This is a genomic window from Nocardioides sp. LML1-1-1.1, assembly GCF_040676175.1.
In the GTDB taxonomy this organism is placed as follows: Bacteria; Actinomycetota; Actinomycetes; order Propionibacteriales; family Nocardioidaceae; genus Nocardioides.
In genome coordinates this window covers 420226-442111 of sequence record NZ_JBEGHK010000004.1, presented here as the reverse complement: position 1 = coordinate 442111, position 21886 = coordinate 420226, and the positions used below count along the sequence as shown (strand labels likewise).

The 21886-nt window shown below is 73.3% G+C and carries 17 protein-coding genes, 1 pseudogene and 1 riboswitch; of the genes and pseudogenes, 11 read left to right on the top strand and 7 right to left on the bottom strand.

Features of this window, described 5'->3' with window-relative positions:
• Positions 1-126: pseudogene (locus tag MRBLML1_RS17235) on the top strand (integrase core domain-containing protein); the annotation flags it as partial.
• On the opposite strand, the gene MRBLML1_RS17230 reads toward MRBLML1_RS17235, so the two are convergent.
• A complete protein-coding gene (locus tag MRBLML1_RS17230; protein ID WP_364518164.1) occupies positions 123-2045 on the bottom strand; it encodes a hypothetical protein in 1923 nt (640 codons plus the stop codon). The pseudogene MRBLML1_RS17235 and the gene MRBLML1_RS17230 sit on opposite strands and share 4 nt — an antisense overlap.
• Before the next feature lie 149 nt (positions 2046-2194).
• On the opposite strand from MRBLML1_RS17230, the gene MRBLML1_RS17225 reads away from it, so the two are divergent.
• Positions 2195-3517, top strand: a complete 1323-nt coding sequence (locus MRBLML1_RS17225; RefSeq protein ID WP_364518162.1) for a DUF6350 family protein — start codon at positions 2195-2197, stop codon at positions 3515-3517.
• On the opposite strand, the gene MRBLML1_RS17220 is transcribed toward MRBLML1_RS17225, so the two are convergent.
• Positions 3483-4493 carry an acyltransferase family protein gene (locus tag MRBLML1_RS17220; RefSeq protein ID WP_364518160.1) on the bottom strand — a complete coding sequence of 337 codons (1011 nt, stop codon included), beginning with the start codon at positions 4491-4493 and terminating at the stop codon, positions 3483-3485. The two genes, MRBLML1_RS17225 and MRBLML1_RS17220, sit on opposite strands and share 35 nt — an antisense overlap.
• A gap of 92 nt (positions 4494-4585) precedes the next feature.
• On the opposite strand from MRBLML1_RS17220, the gene purN reads away from it, so the two are divergent.
• The 4 genes from purN (at position 4586) to MRBLML1_RS17200 (ending at position 8334) form a co-directional block, all read left to right on the top strand.
• A complete protein-coding gene (purN, locus tag MRBLML1_RS17215; RefSeq protein WP_364518158.1) occupies positions 4586-5194 on the top strand; it encodes a phosphoribosylglycinamide formyltransferase in 609 nt (202 codons plus the stop codon).
• A gap of 11 nt (positions 5195-5205) precedes the next feature.
• Positions 5206-5281, top strand: a riboswitch (ZMP/ZTP riboswitch).
• A 36-nt stretch (positions 5282-5317) separates the two neighbouring features.
• On the top strand, positions 5318-6880 hold the full coding sequence (gene purH, locus MRBLML1_RS17210; protein ID WP_364518156.1) for a bifunctional phosphoribosylaminoimidazolecarboxamide formyltransferase/IMP cyclohydrolase: 1563 nt from the start codon (positions 5318-5320) through the stop codon (positions 6878-6880).
• Positions 6881-7141: 261 nt separating this feature from the next.
• Entirely contained in the window at positions 7142-8008 is an 867-nt protein-coding gene (locus MRBLML1_RS17205; protein WP_364518154.1) for a bifunctional methylenetetrahydrofolate dehydrogenase/methenyltetrahydrofolate cyclohydrolase, read from the top strand.
• Positions 7900-8334, top strand: coding sequence for a DUF3017 domain-containing protein (locus tag MRBLML1_RS17200; protein ID WP_364518192.1), 435 nt, complete (start codon positions 7900-7902; stop codon positions 8332-8334). Before MRBLML1_RS17205 ends, MRBLML1_RS17200 begins: the two co-directional genes overlap by 109 nt.
• A gap of 200 nt (positions 8335-8534) precedes the next feature.
• Here the strand turns inward: MRBLML1_RS17200 and MRBLML1_RS17195 are convergent, their stop codons facing one another.
• Positions 8535-9521 (bottom strand): malate dehydrogenase, encoded by a 987-nt coding sequence (locus MRBLML1_RS17195; protein ID WP_364518152.1) that lies wholly within the window; start codon positions 9519-9521, stop codon positions 8535-8537.
• Between the two features lie 96 nt (positions 9522-9617).
• Between MRBLML1_RS17195 and MRBLML1_RS17190 the strand changes: the two genes are divergently transcribed.
• The gene (locus MRBLML1_RS17190) at positions 9618-10271 is read left to right on the top strand and encodes a hypothetical protein (protein WP_364518151.1); all 654 of its coding nucleotides are present in this window, start codon (positions 9618-9620) and stop codon (positions 10269-10271) included.
• Between the two features lie 10 nt (positions 10272-10281).
• On the opposite strand, the gene MRBLML1_RS17185 is transcribed toward MRBLML1_RS17190, so the two are convergent.
• Entirely contained in the window at positions 10282-11307 is a 1026-nt protein-coding gene (locus MRBLML1_RS17185; protein ID WP_364518149.1) for an aquaporin, read from the bottom strand.
• Positions 11308-11455: 148 nt separating this feature from the next.
• Here MRBLML1_RS17185 and MRBLML1_RS17180 point away from each other — a divergent pair, with 148 nt between their 5' ends.
• The 3 genes from MRBLML1_RS17180 (at position 11456) to MRBLML1_RS17170 (ending at position 17804) form a co-directional block, all read left to right on the top strand.
• Entirely contained in the window at positions 11456-13645 is a 2190-nt protein-coding gene (locus MRBLML1_RS17180; protein WP_364518147.1) for an NADP-dependent isocitrate dehydrogenase, read from the top strand.
• A 123-nt stretch (positions 13646-13768) separates the two neighbouring features.
• A complete protein-coding gene (locus tag MRBLML1_RS17175) occupies positions 13769-17326 on the top strand; it encodes an ABC transporter ATP-binding protein (RefSeq protein ID WP_364518145.1) in 3558 nt (1185 codons plus the stop codon).
• 40 nt (positions 17327-17366) lie between these two features.
• Positions 17367-17804, top strand: coding sequence for a VOC family protein (locus MRBLML1_RS17170; protein ID WP_364518143.1), 438 nt, complete (start codon positions 17367-17369; stop codon positions 17802-17804).
• Between the two features lie 15 nt (positions 17805-17819).
• Here the strand turns inward: MRBLML1_RS17170 and MRBLML1_RS17165 are convergent, their stop codons facing one another.
• Positions 17820-18854: a CPCC family cysteine-rich protein gene (locus MRBLML1_RS17165; RefSeq protein WP_364518141.1), complete on the bottom strand. Its 1035-nt coding sequence runs from the start codon at positions 18852-18854 to the stop codon at positions 17820-17822.
• Between the two features lie 14 nt (positions 18855-18868).
• A complete protein-coding gene (locus tag MRBLML1_RS17160; RefSeq protein WP_364518139.1) occupies positions 18869-20494 on the bottom strand; it encodes a helicase in 1626 nt (541 codons plus the stop codon).
• Positions 20495-20677: 183 nt separating this feature from the next.
• On the opposite strand from MRBLML1_RS17160, the gene MRBLML1_RS17155 reads away from it, so the two are divergent.
• The gene (locus MRBLML1_RS17155) at positions 20678-21091 is read left to right on the top strand and encodes a GNAT family N-acetyltransferase (protein WP_364518137.1); all 414 of its coding nucleotides are present in this window, start codon (positions 20678-20680) and stop codon (positions 21089-21091) included.
• A 299-nt stretch (positions 21092-21390) separates the two neighbouring features.
• Here the strand turns inward: MRBLML1_RS17155 and MRBLML1_RS17150 are convergent, their stop codons facing one another.
• Entirely contained in the window at positions 21391-21846 is a 456-nt protein-coding gene (locus MRBLML1_RS17150; protein WP_364518135.1) for a hypothetical protein, read from the bottom strand.
• Positions 21847-21886: the final 40 nt, after the last annotated feature.

Below are 21886 nucleotides of genomic sequence, written 5' to 3'. Positions count from 1 at the left end.
GAAGCCGCCCGCCGAGCAGCCTTGCCCGACTGGCTCCACTTCTACAATCACCACCGAGCCCACTCCGCGATCGGAGGCCGGCCACCGATCACCCGGATGACCAACCTCCCCGGACATCACAGCTAGGTCGCCGGGATCCAGCGGAGCCGGTCGAGCGAGCGCCGGGCGAGGGCCACGAAGTCCTCGTCGGCGATCCGGGCCTTGGGCGCGGCGACGTAGACGACGACGGCGAGGGTGCCACCGCGGCGGATCACCGCGACGTCGTACTCGACGGTCTTGTCGCCGGGCAGCGCGGTCTTGAGGTGCCACACCGACAGCGCGGTCGCGGCGTTGCCGCCGGAGGCGAGCTCGTCGACCTCGGTGCCGGCGGTCGCGTCGGTGTCGGGACAGGCGGCGACCTGGGCGCGGAAGCGCTCGACGAAGGCCCGTGCCGAGGACACCGGGAGGGTGCCGACGGTCTGGGTGAGACCGACCTCGGGCGGCAGGCTCGCCGCGCTGAGGACGAAGGTGCGGAACCGGTTGTCCTGGACCTTCTGGCCGCGGAAGGCGCCGAAGAGGTGCACCGTGCCGCAGCCGACCGCGCCGGAGTCGACCCGGTCCTTGGTCAGCGCCGTGGGCGGGGTGCCGACCCACGGACTCTGGTCGACGTTCAGCGGGGGCAGGTCGACCTCGGAGAGCATCCACGGCACCTTGCCGACGGGGTACGGCGCGCGGTCGGTCACTTTCGGCGTCGCCGCGCAGGACCCGCCGCCCTCGAGCGAGCACAGGCGGCCGACGGAGGCTGCGAGCAGGCGGGCCACCCGCTTGCGGTCGGCCTGGCCGACGGGGATCTTCGCGGACAGCGCGGTGCTCGTGGTGAGCGCGCCGGTGCGGGCGAGCCCGACGACGTGCACGGTCCGGTCGGCGCGGGAGCGGAGCACCACCAGCGAGGCCTCGTCACCGACGCCGGGGACGTCGGCGGTGCTGATCAGCTGGATCCGCGGCACGGCGGAGGCGTCGTCGGCCGGGGTGGGGCAGCCGGTGAACCAGCCGAGTGCCCGGCGGTAGGTGCGCAGCGCCTGCTTCTCGCCGACCGAGGCCTCGGCGAACTGCACGAGCGTGCGGTCGGCCTTGGGGCTGGTGCTGCGGAAGGTGCGCACCCAGGCGGCGGTGCCGCGCGGGTCGGCGTACCGGTCGGGCTGGCAGGGGAGCACCCGGCCGTTGCCGGCGGAGTTGTCGGAGGTCGCGCCCTGGCGCCAGGGCCGGCCGCCGAGCACGCTCTGGACGTCGGCGACGGGCAGCAGTGAGGTGTCGGGCAGCGCGTTGACGGCGGGGCCCGAGGAGCGTGGCGCGGAGGCGGAGGGCAGCGTCTCGCGGTCGAGCGAGGGCCGTACGCCGGTGGAGTCGGTCGCCACCGCGCCGCCGGCGACGAGGGCGACCACGGCGGCGGTCGCACCGACGACGGTGTGCGCACGGCGCCGGGCGCTGCCGGCCCGGCGGACGATGGTGACGCGCGGCCAGGTGGTGCCGCTGGTGGCGTCGGCGAGGACGTTGAGCGCGAGCGGGATCGCCGAGGTCGGGACCTCCAGCTCGGTCGCGAAGTGGGCCGCACCCAGCTGGAGCTCGCGCTCGGCGGCCTCGAGCGGCAGGCCGACCTCGTGCGCCATCTCCTCCATGCTGACCGCCGCGAGCTGGGTCAGCAGCAGCGCCTTGCGCTGGTTGAGGGTCAGCGCGCCGAGGGCGTCGAGGACCGAGCGGGCCTCCGCGTCGAGGTCCTTCTTGCGGTGCCAGGGGCGGGTGCTGGCGCGGCGCAGCGCCTTGCGCCAGGCGTTGGGGCGCACCGACATCTCCGGGTCCGCCAGCCGGGAGGTCTTGCGCCAGTGGTGCCAGGCCACGACGAACGCCTCGCGCACCGCGCTGCGGGCCACGGCCAGGTCGCCGGTCAGTGCGAAGGTCTGCAGCAGCAGCCGGTCCCGGGCGTCCTTGTAGAACTCGTCGAAGCCGGCAGCGAGGTCGGCGGTGCTGACGTACCCCTCGTCCGGGGGAGTGGTGCGGGAGCGGCTCATGACCGCACCACCGTACGACGCCGGGGCGATCCCGCTCCAACCCGGAGGCCCCGGATGCCCGCCTGTTCAGGGGATTCTCAGCCCCGAACCGCCACCCGTCGGCGTGGCGGCCCGGTCCCGCGCGGTCGCGGCGTGAAGATGGACGGACCATGACGTCGCTCCAGTCCTCGCCGGTGCGCCGTGCCGCCGGACGACCCGGCAAGGGCACGGCCCGCAGCGACGCCGACCTCCGCCGCGCGCTCGCCACCAGCCGCCCGCTGGTGCCGACCGCGACGATCGGCGGCGCGATCGCCGCGGGCGGTCCGCTGCTGGTCTGCCTGGCAGTCGCGGTCGTCGGCTGGTTCCTCACCGATGCCGGCGGCGCGGGCAGCCCGAGCGGCGCGCTGCGTGTCGGCGCGCACGGCTGGCTGCTGGCCCACGGCTCGTCGGTCGCCGTCGAGGGGATCCGGATCACCGCGATCCCGCTCGGCCTCACCTTCATCTGCGGCTGGGTCGCCTGGCGGGTCGGCCACCGGGTCGGTGAGTCGGTCTCCGGGCACGGCCCGGACGCGGACCGGATCGCCGACGGAGCGCGAGACTGGACGGTGCCGCTGGCGGCCGCCCTCTTCGCGACCGGCTACGCCGTCGTCGCCGTCGTCACCTCCGCGGTCGCCGCGACCGCGGCCTCCTCCCCGAGCGTGCCTCGGGTGGTGCTCTGGTCGGTCCTGCTCGGCGGGCTCGTCGGCGGCGCGGCCATCGCGTTCGGCTCGGGTCGCGCGGCGATCTGGCTGCCCGTCGTACCGGTCGGGGTGCGGGACGCCGCCCTCGTCGCCGGCCGCATCCTGCGGCTGTGGGCGCTGGTCAGCCTGGTCGCGCTCCTGGTGGCCTTCGTCCTCGACTTCTCCACCGCCGCCAACGTGGTCTCGCAGCTGCACGCCGACGCCGGCGCGGTGCTGCTGATGACCCTGGTGACCCTCGGGGTCGCGCCCAACGCGATGCTCTTCTCCAGCTCCTACCTGCTCGGTCCCGGCTTCACCGTCGGCACCGGCACCACCGTCTCGACGAGCGCCGTGGTGCTCGGCCCGCTGCCGATGTTCCCGCTCCTCGCGGCGCTGCCCGACCAGGGCGCGCAGCCGTGGTGGACCGAGTGGCTGATGGTGACCCCCGTGCTGCTCGCGGCGTACGTCGCCGGGCGGGTCCAGCGCGACCGGCCGGTCCTCGCCTGGGACCAGGCCGCGATCCGCGGCTGCGCCGGCGGGATCACCGCCGGGGTCGGGCTCGCCGCGCTGACCCTCCTCGCGGGCGGTGCCGTCGGCCCGGGCCGGCTGGCGCACGTGGGGCCCTACACCTTCGAGGTGCTGCTGCACGCGATCACCTCGTTCGGCATCGGCGGCGTGCTGGGTGCGCTCGCGGTGTGCTGGTGGCAGCGCGACGGCGACGGCTGGGTGCGCACCCGGCTCAGCGCGGTCCGGCTCCCGCGGCGACGCGACTGAGCTCCTCGCGCCGGGCCCACCGGTCGGCGACCGGCTGCTCCACCAGGCGCCAGGACAAGGCGGCGGCGAGCACGGTCAGCACCGCCGCCACCGGGCCGGCCGCGCCGTCGAGGGCCGGTCGCAGCCACAGGGTGAGCGGGTAGTTCCACAGGTAGGCCGCGTAGGACACCGTCCCCAGCCAGACCAGCGGCCGCAGGGGCGCCCCGTCGAGCCGCGCACGGGTGCCCCAGGTCAGCAGCAGCACGGCGGTCAGCCCCGCGACGGCGGGCGCGGCGACCAGGTAGGTCAGCGCGCTGCCGCGCAGGGCCACCGTGCCGAGCACGACGAGGACGGCCAGCGCGGGCACCGGCCAGCCGGCGGCCAGTCGCCGGAGCCGGCCGCGGTACCACCACGTCGCGCCCCCGACCACGAAGCAGACCGCCCACGAGGTGGGCAGCGCGTAGGCGAGGTCCGGGTCCTCACGCAGCCACAGCACGGTGGCGACCGACGCGAGCAGGCAGAGCGCGGCCGCGCCGGCGAGGACGAGGCCGGCACGGCGTCGTACGGCGAGCGCCAGGGCCCACGGCCACACGAGGTAGAACTGCTCCTCGGTCGCCAGCGTCCACAGGTGGAAGGTCGCGGTGCTGGTGTGCACACCCGGCAGGTTGGCCGTCCAGGTCAGCGCCACCACGACCGTCGTACCGAGCAGGTCGCGGTCGCCGAGCGGGTCGAGGGTCAGCGTCACGCCGACCACGACCACCACCAGCGCCAGCAGCGCGGGCACCAGCCGGAGCGCGCGGCGCAGGTAGAAGCGGCGCAGCCCGGTGCCCCGGGCCAGGACGCCGGTGATCAGGTAGCCGCTCAGCGTGAAGAACATGACGACGCCGACGACCCCCGCGCCCGGGAAGAGGCCCGGCAGCGCGTGCCGCAGCATCACCAGCAGCACCGCGATGCCGCGCAGGAGGTCGAGACCGGCCAGCCGGGTCGGGGTGCTCACCGGCCGACCGTACGGACGCGGCCCGGGCCGGCGCGTCCGCCTGAGGTCCCGGAGCGCGGTACCTGCGGTGGAGGGCCACTACAGTGGCGGCCGTGCCTGCTCGTCTCGTCGTCCTCGTGTCGGGCTCCGGCACCAACCTGCAGGCGATCCTCGACGCCGCCGCCGACCCCGCCTACGGCGCGCAGGTCGTGGCCGTCGGCGCCGACCGCGACGACATCGAGGGTCTCGCGCGCGCCGAGCGTGCCGGCGTGCCGACCTTCGTCGCCAAGGTCTCCGACTACACCTCCCGCGAGCACTGGGACCGCGCGCTCGCGGACAAGGTCGCGGCCTTCGAGCCTGACCTCGTCGTGCTCGCCGGCTTCATGAAGCTGGTGGGCGAGTCCTTCCTCGGCGCCTTCGGCGGCCGCACGGTCAACACCCACCCGGCGCTGTCGCCGTCGTTCCCGGGGATGCACGGTCCGCGCGACGCGCTCGACTACGGCGTCAAGGTCACCGGCGCCACCCTCTTCGTGGTCGACGCCGGGGTCGACACCGGCGCGATCGTGGCGCAGACCGTCGTACCGGTGGAGGACGACGACACCGTCGAGAGCCTGCACGAGCGGATCAAGGTGGGCGAGCGGTCGATGCTCGTCGAGTCGGTCGGGCGGATGGCCCGGGAGGGCTTCGCGGTCGAGGGCCGACGGGTTCGGCTCGGGGGCTGATCGCCGCTACGATGAGCGCACACGACTGGCGCAGGTGGGGGACCACCGGGGAGTGACGAGTCGGCATCGACCGCCTGGGTGCCCTCATCGACATGCAACGACCGATGAGGAAGTGACCCCGCCGTGACCGACCGCATCCAGATCAAGCGCGCGCTTGTCTCCGTCTTCGACAAGACCGGCCTCGAGGACCTCGTCCGCGGGCTGCACGACGCCGGCGTCGAACTGGTCTCCACCGGCGGCTCCGCCGCCCTCATCGAGGGCCTCGGCCTGCCCGTCACCAAGGTCGAGGACCTGACCGGCTTCCCCGAGTGCCTCGACGGCCGGGTCAAGACGCTGCACCCGCGGGTGCACGCCGGGATCCTCGCCGACCGCCGCCTGCCCGAGCACGTTGCCCAGCTCGAGGAGCTGGAGGTCGCGCCCTTCGACCTCGTCGTGGTCAACCTCTACCCCTTCGCCGCCACCGTCGCCTCCGGCGCCGGCGTCGACGACTGCATCGAGAAGATCGACATCGGCGGTCCCTCGATGGTCCGCGCCGCCGCCAAGAACCACCCCTCGGTCGCGATCGTCACCGACGGCGCCGACTACGCCCGCACGCTCGAGGCCGTGCAGGCCGGTGGCTTCACCTACGACGAGCGCAAGGCGCTGGCCGCCAAGGCGTTCGTCCACACCGCGACGTACGACGTCCAGGTGGCCTCGTGGATGGGCTCGGTGCTCACCGACTCCTCCGAGGGCACCGGCTTCCCCGCGTGGATCGGCGGCACGTGGGACAAGTCGGCGGTGCTGCGCTACGGCGAGAACCCGCACCAGCCCGCCGCGCTCTACACCTCCGGCCACGGCCCCGGTGGGCTCGCCGCCGCCGAGCAGCTGCACGGCAAGGAGATGTCCTACAACAACTACGTCGACACCGACGCGGCCCGCCGCGCGGCGTACGACCACGGGGACCAGCCCACCGTCGCGATCATCAAGCACGCCAACCCCTGCGGCATCGCCGTCGGCGCGGACGTCGCCGAGGCGCACCGCCGGGCCCACGAGTGCGACCCGGTCTCCGCCTTCGGTGGCGTGATCGCCACCAACGTGCCGGTCTCCAAGGAGATGGCCGCCCAGGTCGCCGAGATCTTCACCGAGGTCATCGTCGCCCCCGGCTACGACGACGGCGCGGTCGAGCTGCTCCAGGCCAAGAAGAACATCCGGATCCTCGTCGCCGAGCCCCTCGCGCAGGACGGCGTGGAGACCCGCCCGATCAGCGGCGGCCTGCTCGTGCAGCACGCCGACCGGTTCCAGGCCGAGGGGGACGACCCGGCCAGCTGGACCCTCGCGACCGGCGAGGCCGCCGACGAGCAGACCCTCGCCGACCTCGCCTTCGCCTGGCGGGCGGTGCGCGCCGCCAAGTCGAACGCGATCCTGCTCGCCACCGACGGTGCCGCCGTCGGCATCGGCATGGGCCAGGTCAACCGGGTCGACTCCTGCAAGCTGGCCGTGGGCCGCGCGGGGGTGCGCGCCACCGGCTCGGTCGCCGCCTCCGACGCCTTCTTCCCGTTCGCCGACGGCCCGCAGATCCTGCTCGACGCGGGCGTGAAGGCGATCGTGCAGCCGGGCGGCTCGGTGCGCGACGAGGAGACGATCAAGGCGTGCGAGGCCGCCGGCGTGACGATGTACTTCACCGGCACCCGCCACTTCGCGCACTGAGTTGGATGGCGCGAGCGGGTCGTCGCTTCGCTCCGCCCCGCTGCCGCGCTCGCTGTTGGCTTGCGTAGGGGGTGCGTTCGTCTGGCGGCAAGACGGGCGGCGCGCGGGACGACGCCTCCCTGCGCCTCCGGTCGCTCGTGCCTCGCTCCCTCCGGCTCCGGGCCGGCTGCGTCCCGCGCCGGCCGCCTCGCGACCGCGGACGGCTGGTCGACCGAGTCCGGTCGGCATTGACCGCATGAACTCATCTGGAAGGATCACCTCGTGACTGCACAGAAGCTCGACGGCACCGCGACCGCCGCCGCGATCAAGGACGAGCTCAAGGTCCGCATCGCGGCGCTGAAGGAGCAGGGGATCACCCCCGGCCTGGGCACCGTCCTGGTCGGCGACGACCCGGGCTCGCGGTGGTACGTCAACGGCAAGCACAAGGACTGCGCCGAGGTCGGCATCGCCTCGATCCGGGTCGACCTCCCCGAGGTCGCCACCCAGGAGGAGATCGAGGAGGCGGTGGCCACGCTCAACGCCGACCCCGCCTGCACCGGCTACATCGTCCAGCTCCCGCTGCCGCGCGGGCGCGACGAGAACCGGGTGCTCGGCCTGATCGACCCGGCCAAGGACGCCGACGGGCTGCACCCGACCAACCTGGGCTGGCTGGTGCTGGGCAACGAGGCGCCGCTGCCGTGCACGCCGTACGGCATCGTCGAGCTGCTGCGGCGCCACGAGGTCCCGATCGCGGGCGCCGAGGTGGTCGTCGTCGGTCGCGGGATCACCGTGGGCCGACCGCTCGGGCTGCTGCTGACCCGCCGCTCGGAGAACGCCACGGTCACCTTGTGCCACACCGGCACGGTCGACCTCGCCGCGCACGTGCGGACGGCGGACATCGTGGTCGCCGCCGCGGGGGTCCCCGGCATCGTCACCGCCGACATGGTCAAGCCCGGCGCGGCCGTGCTCGACGTCGGCGTCAGCCGGGTCGACGGAAAGATCGCCGGCGACGTGGCGCCCGACGTGTGGGACGTCGCGGGCTGGGTCTCGCCGAACCCGGGTGGCGTCGGTCCGATGACCCGCGCCATGCTGCTGGCCAACGTGGTCGCGATGGCCGAGAAGAACGCGGGCGGGAAGGCAGCGCACTGAACGAGCAGCCGCAGGTCCCGGGGGAGGACGACGAGGAGCCGCTCGGCCCTCGGCGCTACCCGTCGACGATCGGTGGCGCGTTCTACATCGGCATCCTGCTGATCATCCTCACCGGGCTCGTCGTCGCCAGCCTGTCGGAGTGGCGCACCGGACTGCGCATCGTCTCCGCCGGGCTGGGCCTGGCCGCGGCGCTGCGCCTGGTGCTGCCCGATCGCGACGCGGGGATGCTCGCCGTGCGTCACCGGGTGCTCGACGTGGCGCTGCTGGTGATCCTCGCGGTCGCCCTGTTCGTGCTCGTCGCGACCATCCCGGAGCAGCCCGTCTGACCCTCCACCCCCGCGAGTGGGGGTTTGCGGCGCGCGAGTGGGGGGTTGCGGCTCCCGAATGGGGGCTTTCCGCCTCGTGAATGGGCTGTTTCGACGTCGTGGAAAAAGGAAGCACCCGCGTCCCGAAGGACGCGGGTGCCCAAGTCCCGACTCGACGGTGGGAAACCCCCACACGACGGTGGGAAACCCCTAGTCGAGCCTCAGATGAGGCCGAGCTCGGTGACCGCGCTCTTCTCCTCGGCGAGCTCGGCGACCGACGCGTCGATCTTGCCGCGCGAGAAGTCGTCGATCTCCAGGCCCTGGACGATCTCCCAGTCGCCGTTCGAGGTGGTGACGGGGAACGACGACACGAGGCCCTCCGGCACGCCGTAGGAGCCGTCGGAGACGACCGCCATGGAGACCCAGTCGCCGGCGGGGGTGCCGTTCAGCCAGTCGCGGGCGGCGTCGCAGGTCGCCGAGGCGGCCGAGGCGGCCGAGGAGGCGCCGCGGGCGTCGATGATCGCCGCGCCGCGCTTGGCGACGGTCGGGATGAAGGTGTCGGCGATCCAGGCCTGGTCGTCGACGACCTCGGCGGCGTTCTTGCCGGCGATCTCGGCGTGGAAGATGTCGGGGTACTGGGTCGCGGAGTGGTTGCCCCAGATGGTGATCTTCTTGATGTCCGTGACGGCCGCGCCGGTCTTGGCCGCGAGCTGCGAGATCGCCCGGTTGTGGTCGAGACGGGTCAGCGCGGAGAACCGCTCCTGCGGGATGTCGGGGGCGTTGCTCTTGGCGATGAGCGCGTTGGTGTTGGCCGGGTTGCCCGTCACGCCGATGCGTACGTCGTCCGCGGCGACCTTGTTGAGCGCCTTGCCCTGCGCGGTGAAGATCGCGCCGTTGGCCGAGAGCAGGTCACCCCGCTCCATGCCCGGGCCGCGCGGGCGCGCGCCGACGAGCAGGGCGAGGTTGACGCCGTCGAAGATCTTCTCCGGGTCGGCGCCGATCTCGACACCGGCGAGGTTCGGGAACGCGCAGTCGTCGAGCTCCATGACGACGCCCTCGAGGGCCTTGAGAGCCGGCTCGATCTCGAGCAGGCGCAGCTCGACGGGACGGTCACCGGCGATGGCGCCGCTGGCGATGCGGAACAGAAGGCTGTAGCCGATCTGGCCGGCTGCGCCGGTCACGGCCACCTTGAGCGGGCTGGTGCTCACAGGGTCACTCCTCAGTGGGTCTGGCGGACGCTCTGGACGCTAGCAGCGTCGGACCGGGTGCCGGCAGCCGGGCGGCGGTGCGAGACGATGGGCGCCATGCCGTCCCGCGCCCGGTCCTTGCTCGCGGCCCTGGCCGTGCTCGCGCTCGCCGGGTGCAGCTCGGCCTCCGCGCCGTCCGCGCCCACCGGCGTCGACGGGCTGGTCGTGCCCACGCCCGACCCCGACCCGCGCGACTTCGTCGACCGCGTCGACAACCCCTGGTTCCCGCTGGTCCCCGGCGCCACCTGGCGCTACGACGGCCCGATGGCCACCTCGCCCACGCTCACCCTCACCGTGGAGCCGGGCGGCGAGGTCGACGGCGTGCCGACCACCGTGCTGGTGCGCGCCGTCAGCGGGCAGGCTCCCGTGCGCGACCACTACGCGCAGGACGAGTCGGGCAACGTGTGGTGGTTCGGCCGCGACGGCGTCTGGTCCGCGGGCGAGTCCGGCGCCGAGGCGGGCCTGGCCATGCCGGCGCACCCGCGCCGCGGCGACGGCTTCCGGACCGCGGACCTGCCCGGCGAGGACGAGGTGGCGTCGGTCGTCGCGCGGGACGAGTCGGTCGACGTACCGCTGGGGGAGTACGACGACACGGTGGTCCTGGAGGTGCGGACCGAGCAGGGCAGCCGGCGCGAGGTGTACGCGCGCGGCATCGGCCTGGTCCGGACAGACGAAACCGGGCTCGCCGCGTACGACGAGCCCGGTTCCTAGATCTGCTGCGTTACTGCGGCGGACGCACTTGCGTCTGGTCGCCCGGCGGAGGTGCCCAACCGCCGCCACCCTGCTGGGTCGGGTCGGGGGCCGGCGCGGCGGCCGGGTCCGGGGCGCCCGGGAAGGGCTGCTGCTGCGCGGGGATCCACTGCTGCGCGGCGGGGTCCCACTGCCAGCCGTCCTGGATGATCGGCTGACCGGGCTGCTGCTGCGGCTGGCCGTAGCCACCCGCCTGCTGGTTCCACTGCTGGGTGAAGCCCGGGTCGGACGAGCCGCCGCTGCCGAAGCTCAGGCCGGAGCCGACGACCGGGTCCTTGTCGCGGCCGAAGAGCACCGGGTAGAGCACGCCGGCGATGGCGGCACCGATGAGCGGGGCGACGATGAACAGCCACAGGTCCTGGATCGCGTCGCCGCCGGAGAAGAAGGCCACGCCGATGGAACGGGCGGGGTTGACGGACGTACCGGTGGCGTTGATGCCGACGAAGTGGATCGCGGCGAGGGCCAGGCCGATCGCGAGCGGCGCCTGGGCGGCGATCGCGCGGTTGCGGTCGTCGGTGACGCCGAGGATCACGATCAGGAAGATGAAGGTCAGGAAGATCTCGATGAGCAGCGCGCCGCCCCACTCGACGGTGCCGGGCTCACCGAAGCCGTTGCTGCCGAGCGGGTCGCCGAAGCCCCAGCCCACGTCGCTGGCGAGGATGGTGATGGCCAGGACGAAGCCGCCGACGAGCGCGCCGACGGTCTGCGCGGCGGCGTAGAGGCCGGTGTCCTTCCACGAGATCCGGCCGGCCAGCGCCGCACCGACGGAGACGGCCGGGTTGAAGTGGCCGCCGGAGATCCGGCCGAAGGAATAGGCCATGATCACGATCGCGATACCGAAGGCGAGGCCGGTCGCCGCGACGTCCGCGCCGGTCGTGAACGCTGCGCCGCAGCCGATGAAGACCAGGACGAACGTGCCGATGGCCTCGGCCAGCAGCTTCTGGGTGAGGGTGGGCGGGGTCTCGGCCGTCTCGGCGGCCGTCACTTCTTGCGTCATGTCGGTCTCTCTCCTCGGTCCGGCCCGAAACCAGCCGGGTTGCAGCAACCACCCTAGTCACTAGGGTGACCGTGGAGGGGGACCCGTGCCCCTCCATCAGGTATCTTGACGTCAAGAATCCCCAACGGCTCAGGAGTGACGCCCGAACATGTCGAGCATCATCTACACCCACACCGACGAGGCGCCGCTGCTCGCGACGTACTCCTTCCTGCCGATCGTCGAGGCCTTCGCGGCCAAGGCCGGCGTCGCCTTCGAGACCCGCGACATCTCCGTCGCGGCCCGCATCCTCGCCCAGTTCGGCCTCGCCGACGACGCGCTGACCGAGCTCGGCGAGCTCGCGAAGACGCCCGAGGCCAACATCATCAAGCTCCCCAACATCTCCGCCTCCATCCCGCAGCTCAAGGCCGCGATCAAGGAGCTGCAGGAGCAGGGCTTCGACCTGCCGGCCTACCCCGAGTCGCCCTCCACCCCGGAGGAGCAGGAGATCCGGGCCAAGTACGACAAGGTCAAGGGCTCCGCCGTCAACCCGGTCCTGCGTGAGGGCAACTCCGACCGTCGCGCGCCGGCGTCGGTGAAGAACTACGCGAAGACCCACCCGCACACCAACAAGGCGTTCGGCGAGGGCTCCAAGACCGACATCGCCACCATGGGCGCCCACGACTTCGCCAGCAACGAGAAGTCCGTGACCCTCGCCGCCGACGACACCCTGTCGATCGTGCTGGAGAAGGCCGACGGCGAGAGCGTCGTCCTCAAGGACGGCCTGAAGGTGCTCGCCGGCGAGATCGTCGACGCCACCAAGCTCGAGGTCGCCCACCTGCACGCCTTCCTGCGCAACGCGCTCGCCGAGGCCAAGGCCCAGGACGTGCTCTTCTCGGTGCACCTCAAGGCGACGATGATGAAGGTCTCCGACCCGATCATCTTCGGCCACGTCGTGCAGGCCTACTTCGCCGACGTCTTCGAGCAGTACGGCGCCGACCTCGCCGCCGCCGGCCTGTCCGCCAACGACGGCCTCGGCGCGATCCTGTCCGGCCTGGACGCGCTGCCCAACGGCGCGGAGATCAAGGCCGCCTTCGAGGCCGGCCTCGCCGACGGCCCCCGGCTGTCCTACGTCAACTCCGACAAGGGCATCACCAACCTGCACGTCCCCAGCGACGTCATCATCGACGCCTCCATCCCCGCGCTGGTCCGCAACGGCGGCAAGCTCTGGGGCGCCGACGGCGGCGAGGACGACACCCTCGCGGTGATCCCCGACTCGTCGTACGCCGGGGTCTACAAGGCCGTCTTCGACGACGTGAAGGCCCACGGCCCGCTCGACCCGGCCACCATCGGCACCGTCCCGAACGTCGGCCTCATGGCACAGGCCGCCGAGGAGTACGGCTCGCACGACAAGACCTTCGAGATCCCGGCCGCCGGCACCGTGCGCGTCGTGGCCTCCAACGGCGACGTGCTGATCGAGCACGACGTCGAGGCCGGCGACATCTGGCGCGCCTGCCAGACCAAGGACATCCCCGTCCAGGACTGGGTCAAGCTCGCCGTCACCCGCGCCCGCGCGTCGCAGACCCCGGCGATCTTCTGGCTCAACGAGGCGCGTGCCCACGACGCCGAGCTGATCAAGAAGGTCAACGCCTACCTCCCCGAGCACGACACCGAGGGCCTGGAGATCCAGATCCTGGCGCCGTCCCTGGCGACGTCGTACTCCCTGGAGCGGATGCGCAAGGGCGAGGACACCATCTCGGTGACCGGCAACGTGCTGCGCGACTACAACACCGACCTGTTCCCGATCCTCGAGCTCGGCACGTCCGCGAAGATGCTCTCCGTCGTACCGCTGATCGCCGGCGGCGGCCTCTTCGAGACCGGCGCGGGTGGCTCGGCGCCGAAGCACGTGCAGCAGCTCGTCGAGGAGAACTACCTGCGCTGGGACAGCCTGGGTGAGTTCTTCGCGCTGGTGCCCTCGCTGGAGAAGTACGCCGAGCAGGCCGGCGCCCCGGCCGCGCAGGTGCTGGCCGACGCGCTCGACCGCGCCACCGGCACCTTCCTCAACGAGGACCGCTCGCCGGGCCGCAAGCTCGGCACGACCGACAACCGCGGCTCGCACTTCTACCTCGCGCTCTACTGGGCCGAGGAGCTGGCAAAGCAGACCGAGGACGCCGACCTCGCGGCCGCGTTCCAGCCGCTGGCCGAGAGCCTGCGCGCCAACGAGGCGACGATCGCCGAGGAGCTGATCGCGGTCCAGGGCAAGCCGGCCGACATCGGCGGCTACTACCGCCCCGACGGCGAGAAGACCTCGACCGTCATGCGGCCCAGCGCGACGCTCAACGAGGCGCTCGCCGCCTTCTGATCGCACCGCACGCACGATCCGGACTCCCTGGGCCACGGCCCGGGGAGTCCGGCCGTTTTCGGGGGTGTGGGCCGGAAGATATTCGGAGGCGAAGTGTCGGACCCGGAAACTACGGTGGCTCCGATGACCGAGACGCTGACCCGCACCGCCGTCCCCACCCCGGGCGGCGTCGTCGACGACCCCGCGCGCCGCGTCGACTGGCGCCGGCTGAGCACCCCGCTCGCCGGGGTGGCGCTGGTGTGCGCGGCCCTCGCGGCGATCGGCACGACGCTCGGCACCGTCGTCGCCGGCCACCTCGCCGAGGACCCCTCCCGCGCCCTGGTCGTGCTGCTCGCGGTGTGCGTGGTGGGCGCCTCGCTGATCGACACCGTCGGCAAGGTGATGTGGGTCGGCAACTCCGACCGGGTCGAGGGCCGGCTGCGCGAGGACCTGCTCGACGCCGCCCTGCGCCAGCCGCTCGCGGCCCTCGGCGAGCAAGCCGTCGGCGAGATCCTGGACCGGGTCGACGACGACACCCACGAGGTCGGCAACCTGGTCCGCTGGCAGCTGTGGATGCTGGCCCGCACCGCCTTCGGCGCGATCCCGCTGTGGCTGGTCGCCGGCTTCACCTGGTGGCCGGCGTGGCTGCTGTTCCCGCTGCTGGCCGTGGTCACCTTCGCCGCGATCCGCTCGCTGCTCGGCGAGATCGCGCGCCGCAAGGTCGTCGAGGAGATGGCTTGGACCGACCACGCGGCGGCGCTGGAGGAGGGCATCGCCGGGCGTGACGACCTGCGCACCAGCCTCGGCCAGGCGCACGTCGTGCAGCGGGTCGCGCGGCTGTCCGCGCTGGTGCACGAGCGCTTCCGGGCGGTCGTCCTGATCGAGAGCCGGCTCGGCCGGCGCGCGGGGGTGCTGCTCTACGCGCTGCTCGTCGCGGTCGCCGTCGCCGGTGTGCTGCTGGCCTCCGGCGGCGCGATCTCGGTGGCCCGCCTGGTCACCCTCTTCCTGGTGACCTCGACCTTCGTCGGCCAGGTCGCGATGCTCGCCAACCACCTGCCCGACCTGCAGGCGGGCCTCGGCGCGGTGATCCGGCTGCGGCAGATGCTCGCGGTCGAGCCGGAGCCCGCGGGCGGGCGCGACGTGCCGGCCGCGTCGGGGGAGGCGCTGGCCCTGGAGATCCGCGGCCTCGACTTCGCCTACGCCGAGGGCAGCTTCGCCCTGCGCGACGTCGACCTGCACGTCCCCGCCGGCCAGACGATCGCGCTGGTCGGCCGGTCCGGCTCCGGCAAGTCGACGCTGGCCTCCCTGCTCTCGCGGGCGGTCGAGCCGCCCCCCGGCACGGTCCTCCTCGGCGGCGTCGACGTGCGCGAGCTCGACCTCCAGCGACTGCGCGCCGCGGTGGGCGTGGTCACCCAGCGCACCGAGATCCTGTCCGGGACGCTGGAGGAGAACATCACCCTCTTCGGCGACCAGCCGCGTGCCCAGGTCGAGGCGGCGCTCGCCCAGCTCGGCCTCACCGGCTGGGTGGCGGGCCTGCCCGACGGGCTCGACACCCCGCTCGGCGCGGGCGGCACCCGGCTCTCGGCGGGGGAGGAGCAGCTGGTGGCCTTCGCCCGGCTGCTGATCCGCGACGTGCGGGTCGTGGTCCTCGACGAGGCCACCGCGCGGATGGACCCGCACACCGAGCGCCGCGTGGTCGCAGCCGCCGACCGGCTGCTCAGCGGCCGGACCGGCGTGCTGATCGCGCACCGGCTCACCACCATCCAGCGGGCGCCGCTGGTCGCCGTGCTCGACCACGGCCGGGTCGTCCAGCAGGGACGCCGCGTCGAGCTGGCGCGCACGGAGGGCCCGTTCCGCGACCTGCTGCGGGCGAGCCGGGTCGACCCCGGGCCGGCCATCCCGGTGGCCGGCGAGGTGCCGGCGCCCGAGGCCGAGCCTGAGGCCTCGTCCGAGGAGCCGGCGGAGGGCGTGGGCGGGCGCCGTCGTACCGGACCGCCGCCGGAGGTGCCCGCGGTCGGCACCGGGCCCAGCCTGGCCCGCGGCATCGTGCACGTGCTGTCGGTGCGCCCGGCGTGGGGCATCGGCGGTGCGGCTCTCTTCCTGGCCGCCTCGCTGACCGGCGCGCAGGGCGCGGTCACCGGCCTGCTGTGGGGCTCGATCGTGGTCGACCTCGGCGACGGCGGGGTGCCGTGGCCGCTGGTCGGTGCGCTGGTGGTCTGCCTGCTGGCCTCGCCGCTGATGCTGGCCGACGCGTTCTGGCGCTACCCCCGCTGGTGGATCGAGATCCTGCTGCGCACCCGGATGGCGGTGCTGCGCGGCCAGACCGACCAGCGCCGGCTGCCCCGCACGCCGCCCGGTGAGGTGGTCGCGCGGTCGATGGACGCCGACCGCTACGCGCGCTACGCCGACCGCTGGGTCGACTTCGTCAACGGCATCGTGATCGCCGCCGTCACCGCGCTGCTCGCCGGCACGGCGCTGGCCGGTGCGGTGCTGATGGCCGTGCTGGTGGTCTCCGCGCTCGCCTCGGCGCTGGGCCGGCCGATCGCCGGTCGCTCGGCGGCCGCAGCCTCGGCGGCGCGGGCCCGGTTCGGCCGCGCGGTCGTCTCCGCGCTGGAGGCGGCCCGCACCGTCAAGCTCGCCGCGGCGACGCCCCAGGTCCGCGTGCACCTGCGGGCCGTCGACGGCGGCCGGGTGGACGCCGCTGTGCGCGAGCACCGGGTGCAGGCGGTCCTCGACGGGGTGCCGATGCTGATGGTGCAGTGCGGCGTCGTGGCGGCCTGGGCGGTCTACCTCGCCGACGGCTGGGGGCTCGCCACGACCCTGCTGGTGGCCAACGCGGTCGCGGGCTTCGACTGGTTCGGCCGGGTGGCCGGGATGGTGGTCACCGAGGCGCCGGGCACCCGCGCCTGGCAGCGCGAGACCGCCCGGTTCGCCGGCGGCGTCGACCTGATGGACCTGCCCCCGGGCGTCGACCTGGTCGAGGGCGCCGCGCCGGAGCCGGCCCCGGTGCCCCGGGTCGCCCTGGAGTCGCTCGACCTCGGCGGGTTCGCCGCGATCCACGACGACGGCACGATCGGCGTGCACGACGTGGACCTCACGGTGCGCTCCGGTGAGCTGGTGCTGCTCGTCGGCCAGGTCGGCGCCGGCAAGTCCAGCCTGCTGGCGGCGCTGGCGGGCCTGATCGAGCACGAGGGTGCGATCCGCTGGAACGGCGAGGAGGTGGCCGACCCGCAGGTGTTCCTGCGACCAGGCCAGGTCGCCCACGTGGCGCAGGTGCCGCGGGTGCTGTCCGGCAGCTTCGCCGACAACGTCCGGCTGGGCCACGCGCGCCGCTTCGACGAGCCGGTCGCGGCGGCCCGGCTGGGCCCCGACGTGGTCGAGGCCGGCGGCAAGGACGCGCTGGTCGGGCACCGCGGCGTACGGCTCTCCGGCGGGCAGGTGCAGCGCCTCGCGCTGGCCCGCGCGCTGGCCGCCGACGCCGAGCTGCTGCTCGCCGACGACGTGTCCAGCGCGCTCGACGCGAGCACCGAGATCGAGCTGTGGACGGCGCTGCGCGAGCGCAACGCCACGGTCATCGGGGCGACCTCCAAGCGGGCCGCGCTGGCCCGGGCCGACCGCGTGGTCGTGCTGGAGGACGGCGCGATCGCGGCCAGCGGTCCGTGGTCGGACCTGGCGACCGAGTGGGGCCACCTGGCCGGCTGACGGTGTCGCCGGGCGGCGGTCGGTGGGTACGGTGCTGGACATGCCCATCAAGCTCGAGAACGTCGCCATCGCCGTACGGGACCTGGAGGCGACGATCGCCTTCTTCACCGACCTGGGCCTGACGGTCCTCGGCCGGGACGAGGTGAGCGGGGAGTGGACCGACACCGCGGTCGGCCTCGACGGCAACCACGCCAAGATCGCCATGCTGCAGACCCCGGACGGCCACGGCCGGCTGGAGCTGTTCGAGTACATCCACCCCGACGCGATCGAGACCGAGCCGACCCTGCCCAACGAGATCGGCATGCACCGCGTGGCCTTCTCCGTCGACGACCTCGACGCCGCCCTGGAGATCGCCGCGAAGCACGGCTGCACCCCGCTGCGGGGTGTGGGCACCTACGAGGACATCTACCGGCTCACCTACGTGCGCGGCCCGAGCGGCATCATCGTGATGCTCGCCGAGGAGCTGCGAAAGGGCTGAGCGGCGCCGAACGGCTCAGCCCGAGACGCGCGGGCGATTGAGCTGGGCCAGGGTCCGCAGCGGACTCGCCACGGCGCGGTAGCGCCAGGCCAGGGCGAGAGAGTCGACCGGGTGGCGGTAGATCCAGCGAGGATCACTGATGAAGCGGGCCAGCACCTGCCGGCTCCAGTTGGTGCGGGGGTCGTCGTACGCGTGGCTCTGGAGCGCGCGCAGCTCCGCCGCGACCGCGTCGACCGGCCGGCCCCGCCCGGATCGGAAGAGCTCCTCGAAGGCGTCGTGCCGCTGCGCCTGTTCCTCAGTGTGCCGCTGCAGGTGCGCCTGCCGCTCGCGGAGCTCGTCGCGGACGGGCGCGGGCCAGCGGTCGACGTACGGCTGGACCCAGGGCTCGTGCCAGGCGTGGTCCTCGAGGAAGGCGATCGCGACGCAGTTAGGCGCGTACGCCGGTGAGCCCTCGTCCAGCGCGGGCACCATCGCGCCCACGATCCGGCGCCCGGTGGCGTCGTCGCCGTCCCGGTACGCCCGGAGCGCCACCTCGGCCGCCGACCGGCAGACGTCGAACGCGTGGGCGGCGCCCCAGCGCCGCCCGGACTCGGCGATGGCGGCCTCCAGCTCCGGCACCTGCCGCAGGTGGTCGAGGAACCGGTCCTCGTTCGTCGGCTCCGCGGGTGCGGCCGGCAGCCGGTGCTGGTCGCCGTTCCAATAGGTGTCGCGCCAGTAGTAGAGCGCCTCGGCGTTGACCGGCCACTGGTCGCCGTCCAGGGCGGGGTTGGTCCAGTCGAGTGCGGGATCGAAGGGCCGCCACCCGGCGTCGAGCGGCTCGTCGTGGTGCGGCGTGCGGACCTTCCGGCGGAAGCCCGGGTGCATCGCGCCCGAGCGGGTGTACGCCTGCTGCGCCTCCATGAGGCTCACGCCGTTGGGACCCTCCGGGCTCATCGGGTAGCGCAGCTGAACGCCGTCGTCCTCCCAGAAGCAGACCTCGCAGATCTCGAAGTCACCCGGACCCTCGTCGAGTGTCAGGTGACCGCAGCAGGGGCAGGGGAGGCGGGCCACCGGGACATTCTGCGTCAGGCGCCGTCGTCGGTCAGCGAGGCGGCCGGCAGCCAGTCGGCCCCGAGCAGCTCGGCGAGGTCCGCGAGGCCGGTGGTGTCGCTCCCGACCGTGTCGGAGGCGGCCGCGATCCGCTCGACCATGACCTTGCCGACCTGCTCCTCGACCGTGCCCTCGGCGTAGGCGATGTGCCAGGGGGAGACCTGGTGGTCGCGGTGGGTGCGCCCGGTGACCTGCCGCCCGGCGATCCCGGAGAAGCGGGCCTGGTGGAACACCCCGACCCGCGGCTCGGTGCTCGCCTGGCGGCCATCGGCCAGGGTCTCGCCCGCGTGCAGGCTGATCGACGCGACGGTGGTGAAGACGCACACCTTCGCCTCCCCGGTCTGGAACCGGAGCCGTTCCGCCTCGGGGTCGAACCGGTCGCGGCCGTAGATCGTCGCCACCTCGATGCCGGACTCCCGGAGCCGCTCGGTGATCGGGTCGGCGGCGGTCGCGACGAACTCCACCGAGCACGCCACCTGCCGCTCCGCCCGCACCTGCTGGGCGATCCAGTCGACCGTCGAGTCGACCCGGATCAGCCCGGCCTTCTGCCGGAAGCGCAGCAGCGCAGCCCGCCCCTTGGCGACGTTGCGCCCGCGCCGGGCGATGTCCATCTCCCGGCAGAACTCGCCCCACTCCGCCTCGTACGCACTGCGCTCCGCCGGCGTCAGCGCCACCGGCATCCCCGAGATCGGCACCGGGCCCCACGGCGCCGCGCGGTGCAGCATCGCAGCCGGCCGTACGTCGGCCAGCCAGCCCCGCACGAGCTTGAGGTCCGCGGCCCGCCGTCCGGGATCGGCGGTCCACGCGGCGCCGTACCGGCCCTGCTCGACGCCGACCCCGTGCCGCTCCAGCGCCTCTGCGAACGTCGCCCCCGGCTGCGTCGCCGACGTCCACTCCTTCATCGGCTCACCGAGGACCTGCGCGTACGCCGGCGCGAGGTACGGCAGCTCCAGCGGCGTGTGCCCCGGCGTCGCGGTCGTCGCGATCACGAACGGCGCCTTGTCGTGGGCCTTCCCGTGCCCCGAGATCCGCGCCCACAGCTTCCACCGCTTCGTCGTCGTACGACGCAGTGCGTGGGCCTCGTCAGCGATGATCACGTCCCAGGTGTGCCCCACGACCTTCTCCAGCCGGTCCCACGTGATGACGACCCACTCCATGCCGCCGTCGCCGAGCGCCGCGATCGTCCGGCACCAGTGCCCGATCGTGATCGCCGCCGGCCGGTCCGCCACCACCAGCACCCGCCGCGCGCCCCGCAGGTCGCCCACCGCCGTCGCGCCGAGCACCGCCGAGATCGTCTTCCCGACCCCCGGCTCGTCCGCCAGCAGGAACATCCGCCCACCCGCCTGGGCGCGGTCGGCGATCGCGTCAGCCGCCTCGAACTGGATCCTGCGCGGCTCCAGGGCGTCGGTCGGCTCGGGGTTGGGCGCCGGGTCGTCCGGGTTGAGCTCGTTCTCGATGAACCTGCCGAGCGTGTACGGACCCGGCGCGTAGGGCTGGAGGTGCTGGGGGAGCCGGGTCCCTACGTACAGGTGGGTCTTGACCGCCGGGTGCCACGTCGCCTGGTCGACCTGCACGCCGTACGGGACGTCGAGGACCCACACCCGCTCACCCGGCCCCGCAACCGGCAACGGTCGCGGCTGCCGCGTGCCGCCTCGGCGACCGCTGGACCGACGAGAACGTGCCACCCCGCGACGCTACCGGGGCCCGGCCGTTCCGCTGCTGGGGCTCGCCAGGGCGGGCCGAACTCCGGCCGGTTCCGCTGATCCGTCACCTACCCTCGACCGGTGGGAGCCATCGAAGACCAGCTGATCCGCACGCCCCCGCCTCTCGAGGAGTACCTCCACCTGAGGGCGGCCTCAGGCCTGTCGCCGAAGTCCTCGGCGCAGGGCGAGGGCGCACTGACGGGCAGTTGGTGCTGGAGCGTCATCGAACACGACGGCCGGGCCGTCGCGATGGGCCGTGTGATCGGCGACGGCGGCTGGTACTTCCACATCGCCGACATGGCGACCCTCCCCGAGCACCAGGGCCGCGGCCTCGGGCGTCGGGTGCTCGCCGACCTCCTGGCACAGATCGCCGAGGCCGCCCCCGCCGAGCCGTACGTGACGTTGATGGCTGACGCACCCGGCCGCCGGCTCTACGAGTCGATGGGGTTTGTGGAGACGGCGCCCAAGTCGTTGGGCATGCGGCTCGCCCACTGACCCGCCCGCGTCCTCACATCGCCCGAGTGCTAGCTATAGGGGCCCGCGACGCCCAAGTGGCCACCTGCCGTCCGGCGGTAGCCCATACGCGGCGGACTGACGCGCCCGCCTTCAGGCGGCATGAAGATGCAGACCACTCGTGGGCCGGCCGCGCGCAGGGTGCTACGACTGCTGGCGCGGCCGTTGGGGCGGACGGGGGTCCTGTCGGGGAGCATCGCGACGCTCGGGCGGCCGCGTCGTCGGAGGCAGTTTCGGAGCGGGCGCCGGCTGGGGTGCGGGTTTCGGTGCCACTTTCGGATTCATCGCCCTCGCAGGTCCAGCAGCAGTGCGACCACTTCTGCAGCAAATAAGACGACGGCGCCGGTGTACCAGTAGGTGAGTTGGTCCACCTTCGGCTTGTTCGTTTCGTACTGCTCGTTCATCTGCTCGGCCATATGTCGAACCAGCGAATCCGAACTGGAGCCCTGCACATCGGCGGCCTCGATGATCTTGGCGGGATCTTGGCCGAAATGGACTTTTCGAGGAGTCATGACCACGACGGCTACGACGGCAAGGGCGCAGAACAGGCCAACGCCGGCGTACGTAAAAGGGCGGACCTCGGCCCCGCCGCGGGTCGCGAGCCCACCCAATATCGTGGCAAGGGTTCCGCCGATCGTCAGCAGGGTCACCGCTCTGTCGCGAAGAGATGCGATGTCCGACGACTGGCGCTCCAACTCGCGCCGAGCTTCTTCGAGTGCGAGGTCGTACTTCCCCATGTCGCTATCGTGTCCGACCCAACTGATGCTCCGGCGGTGA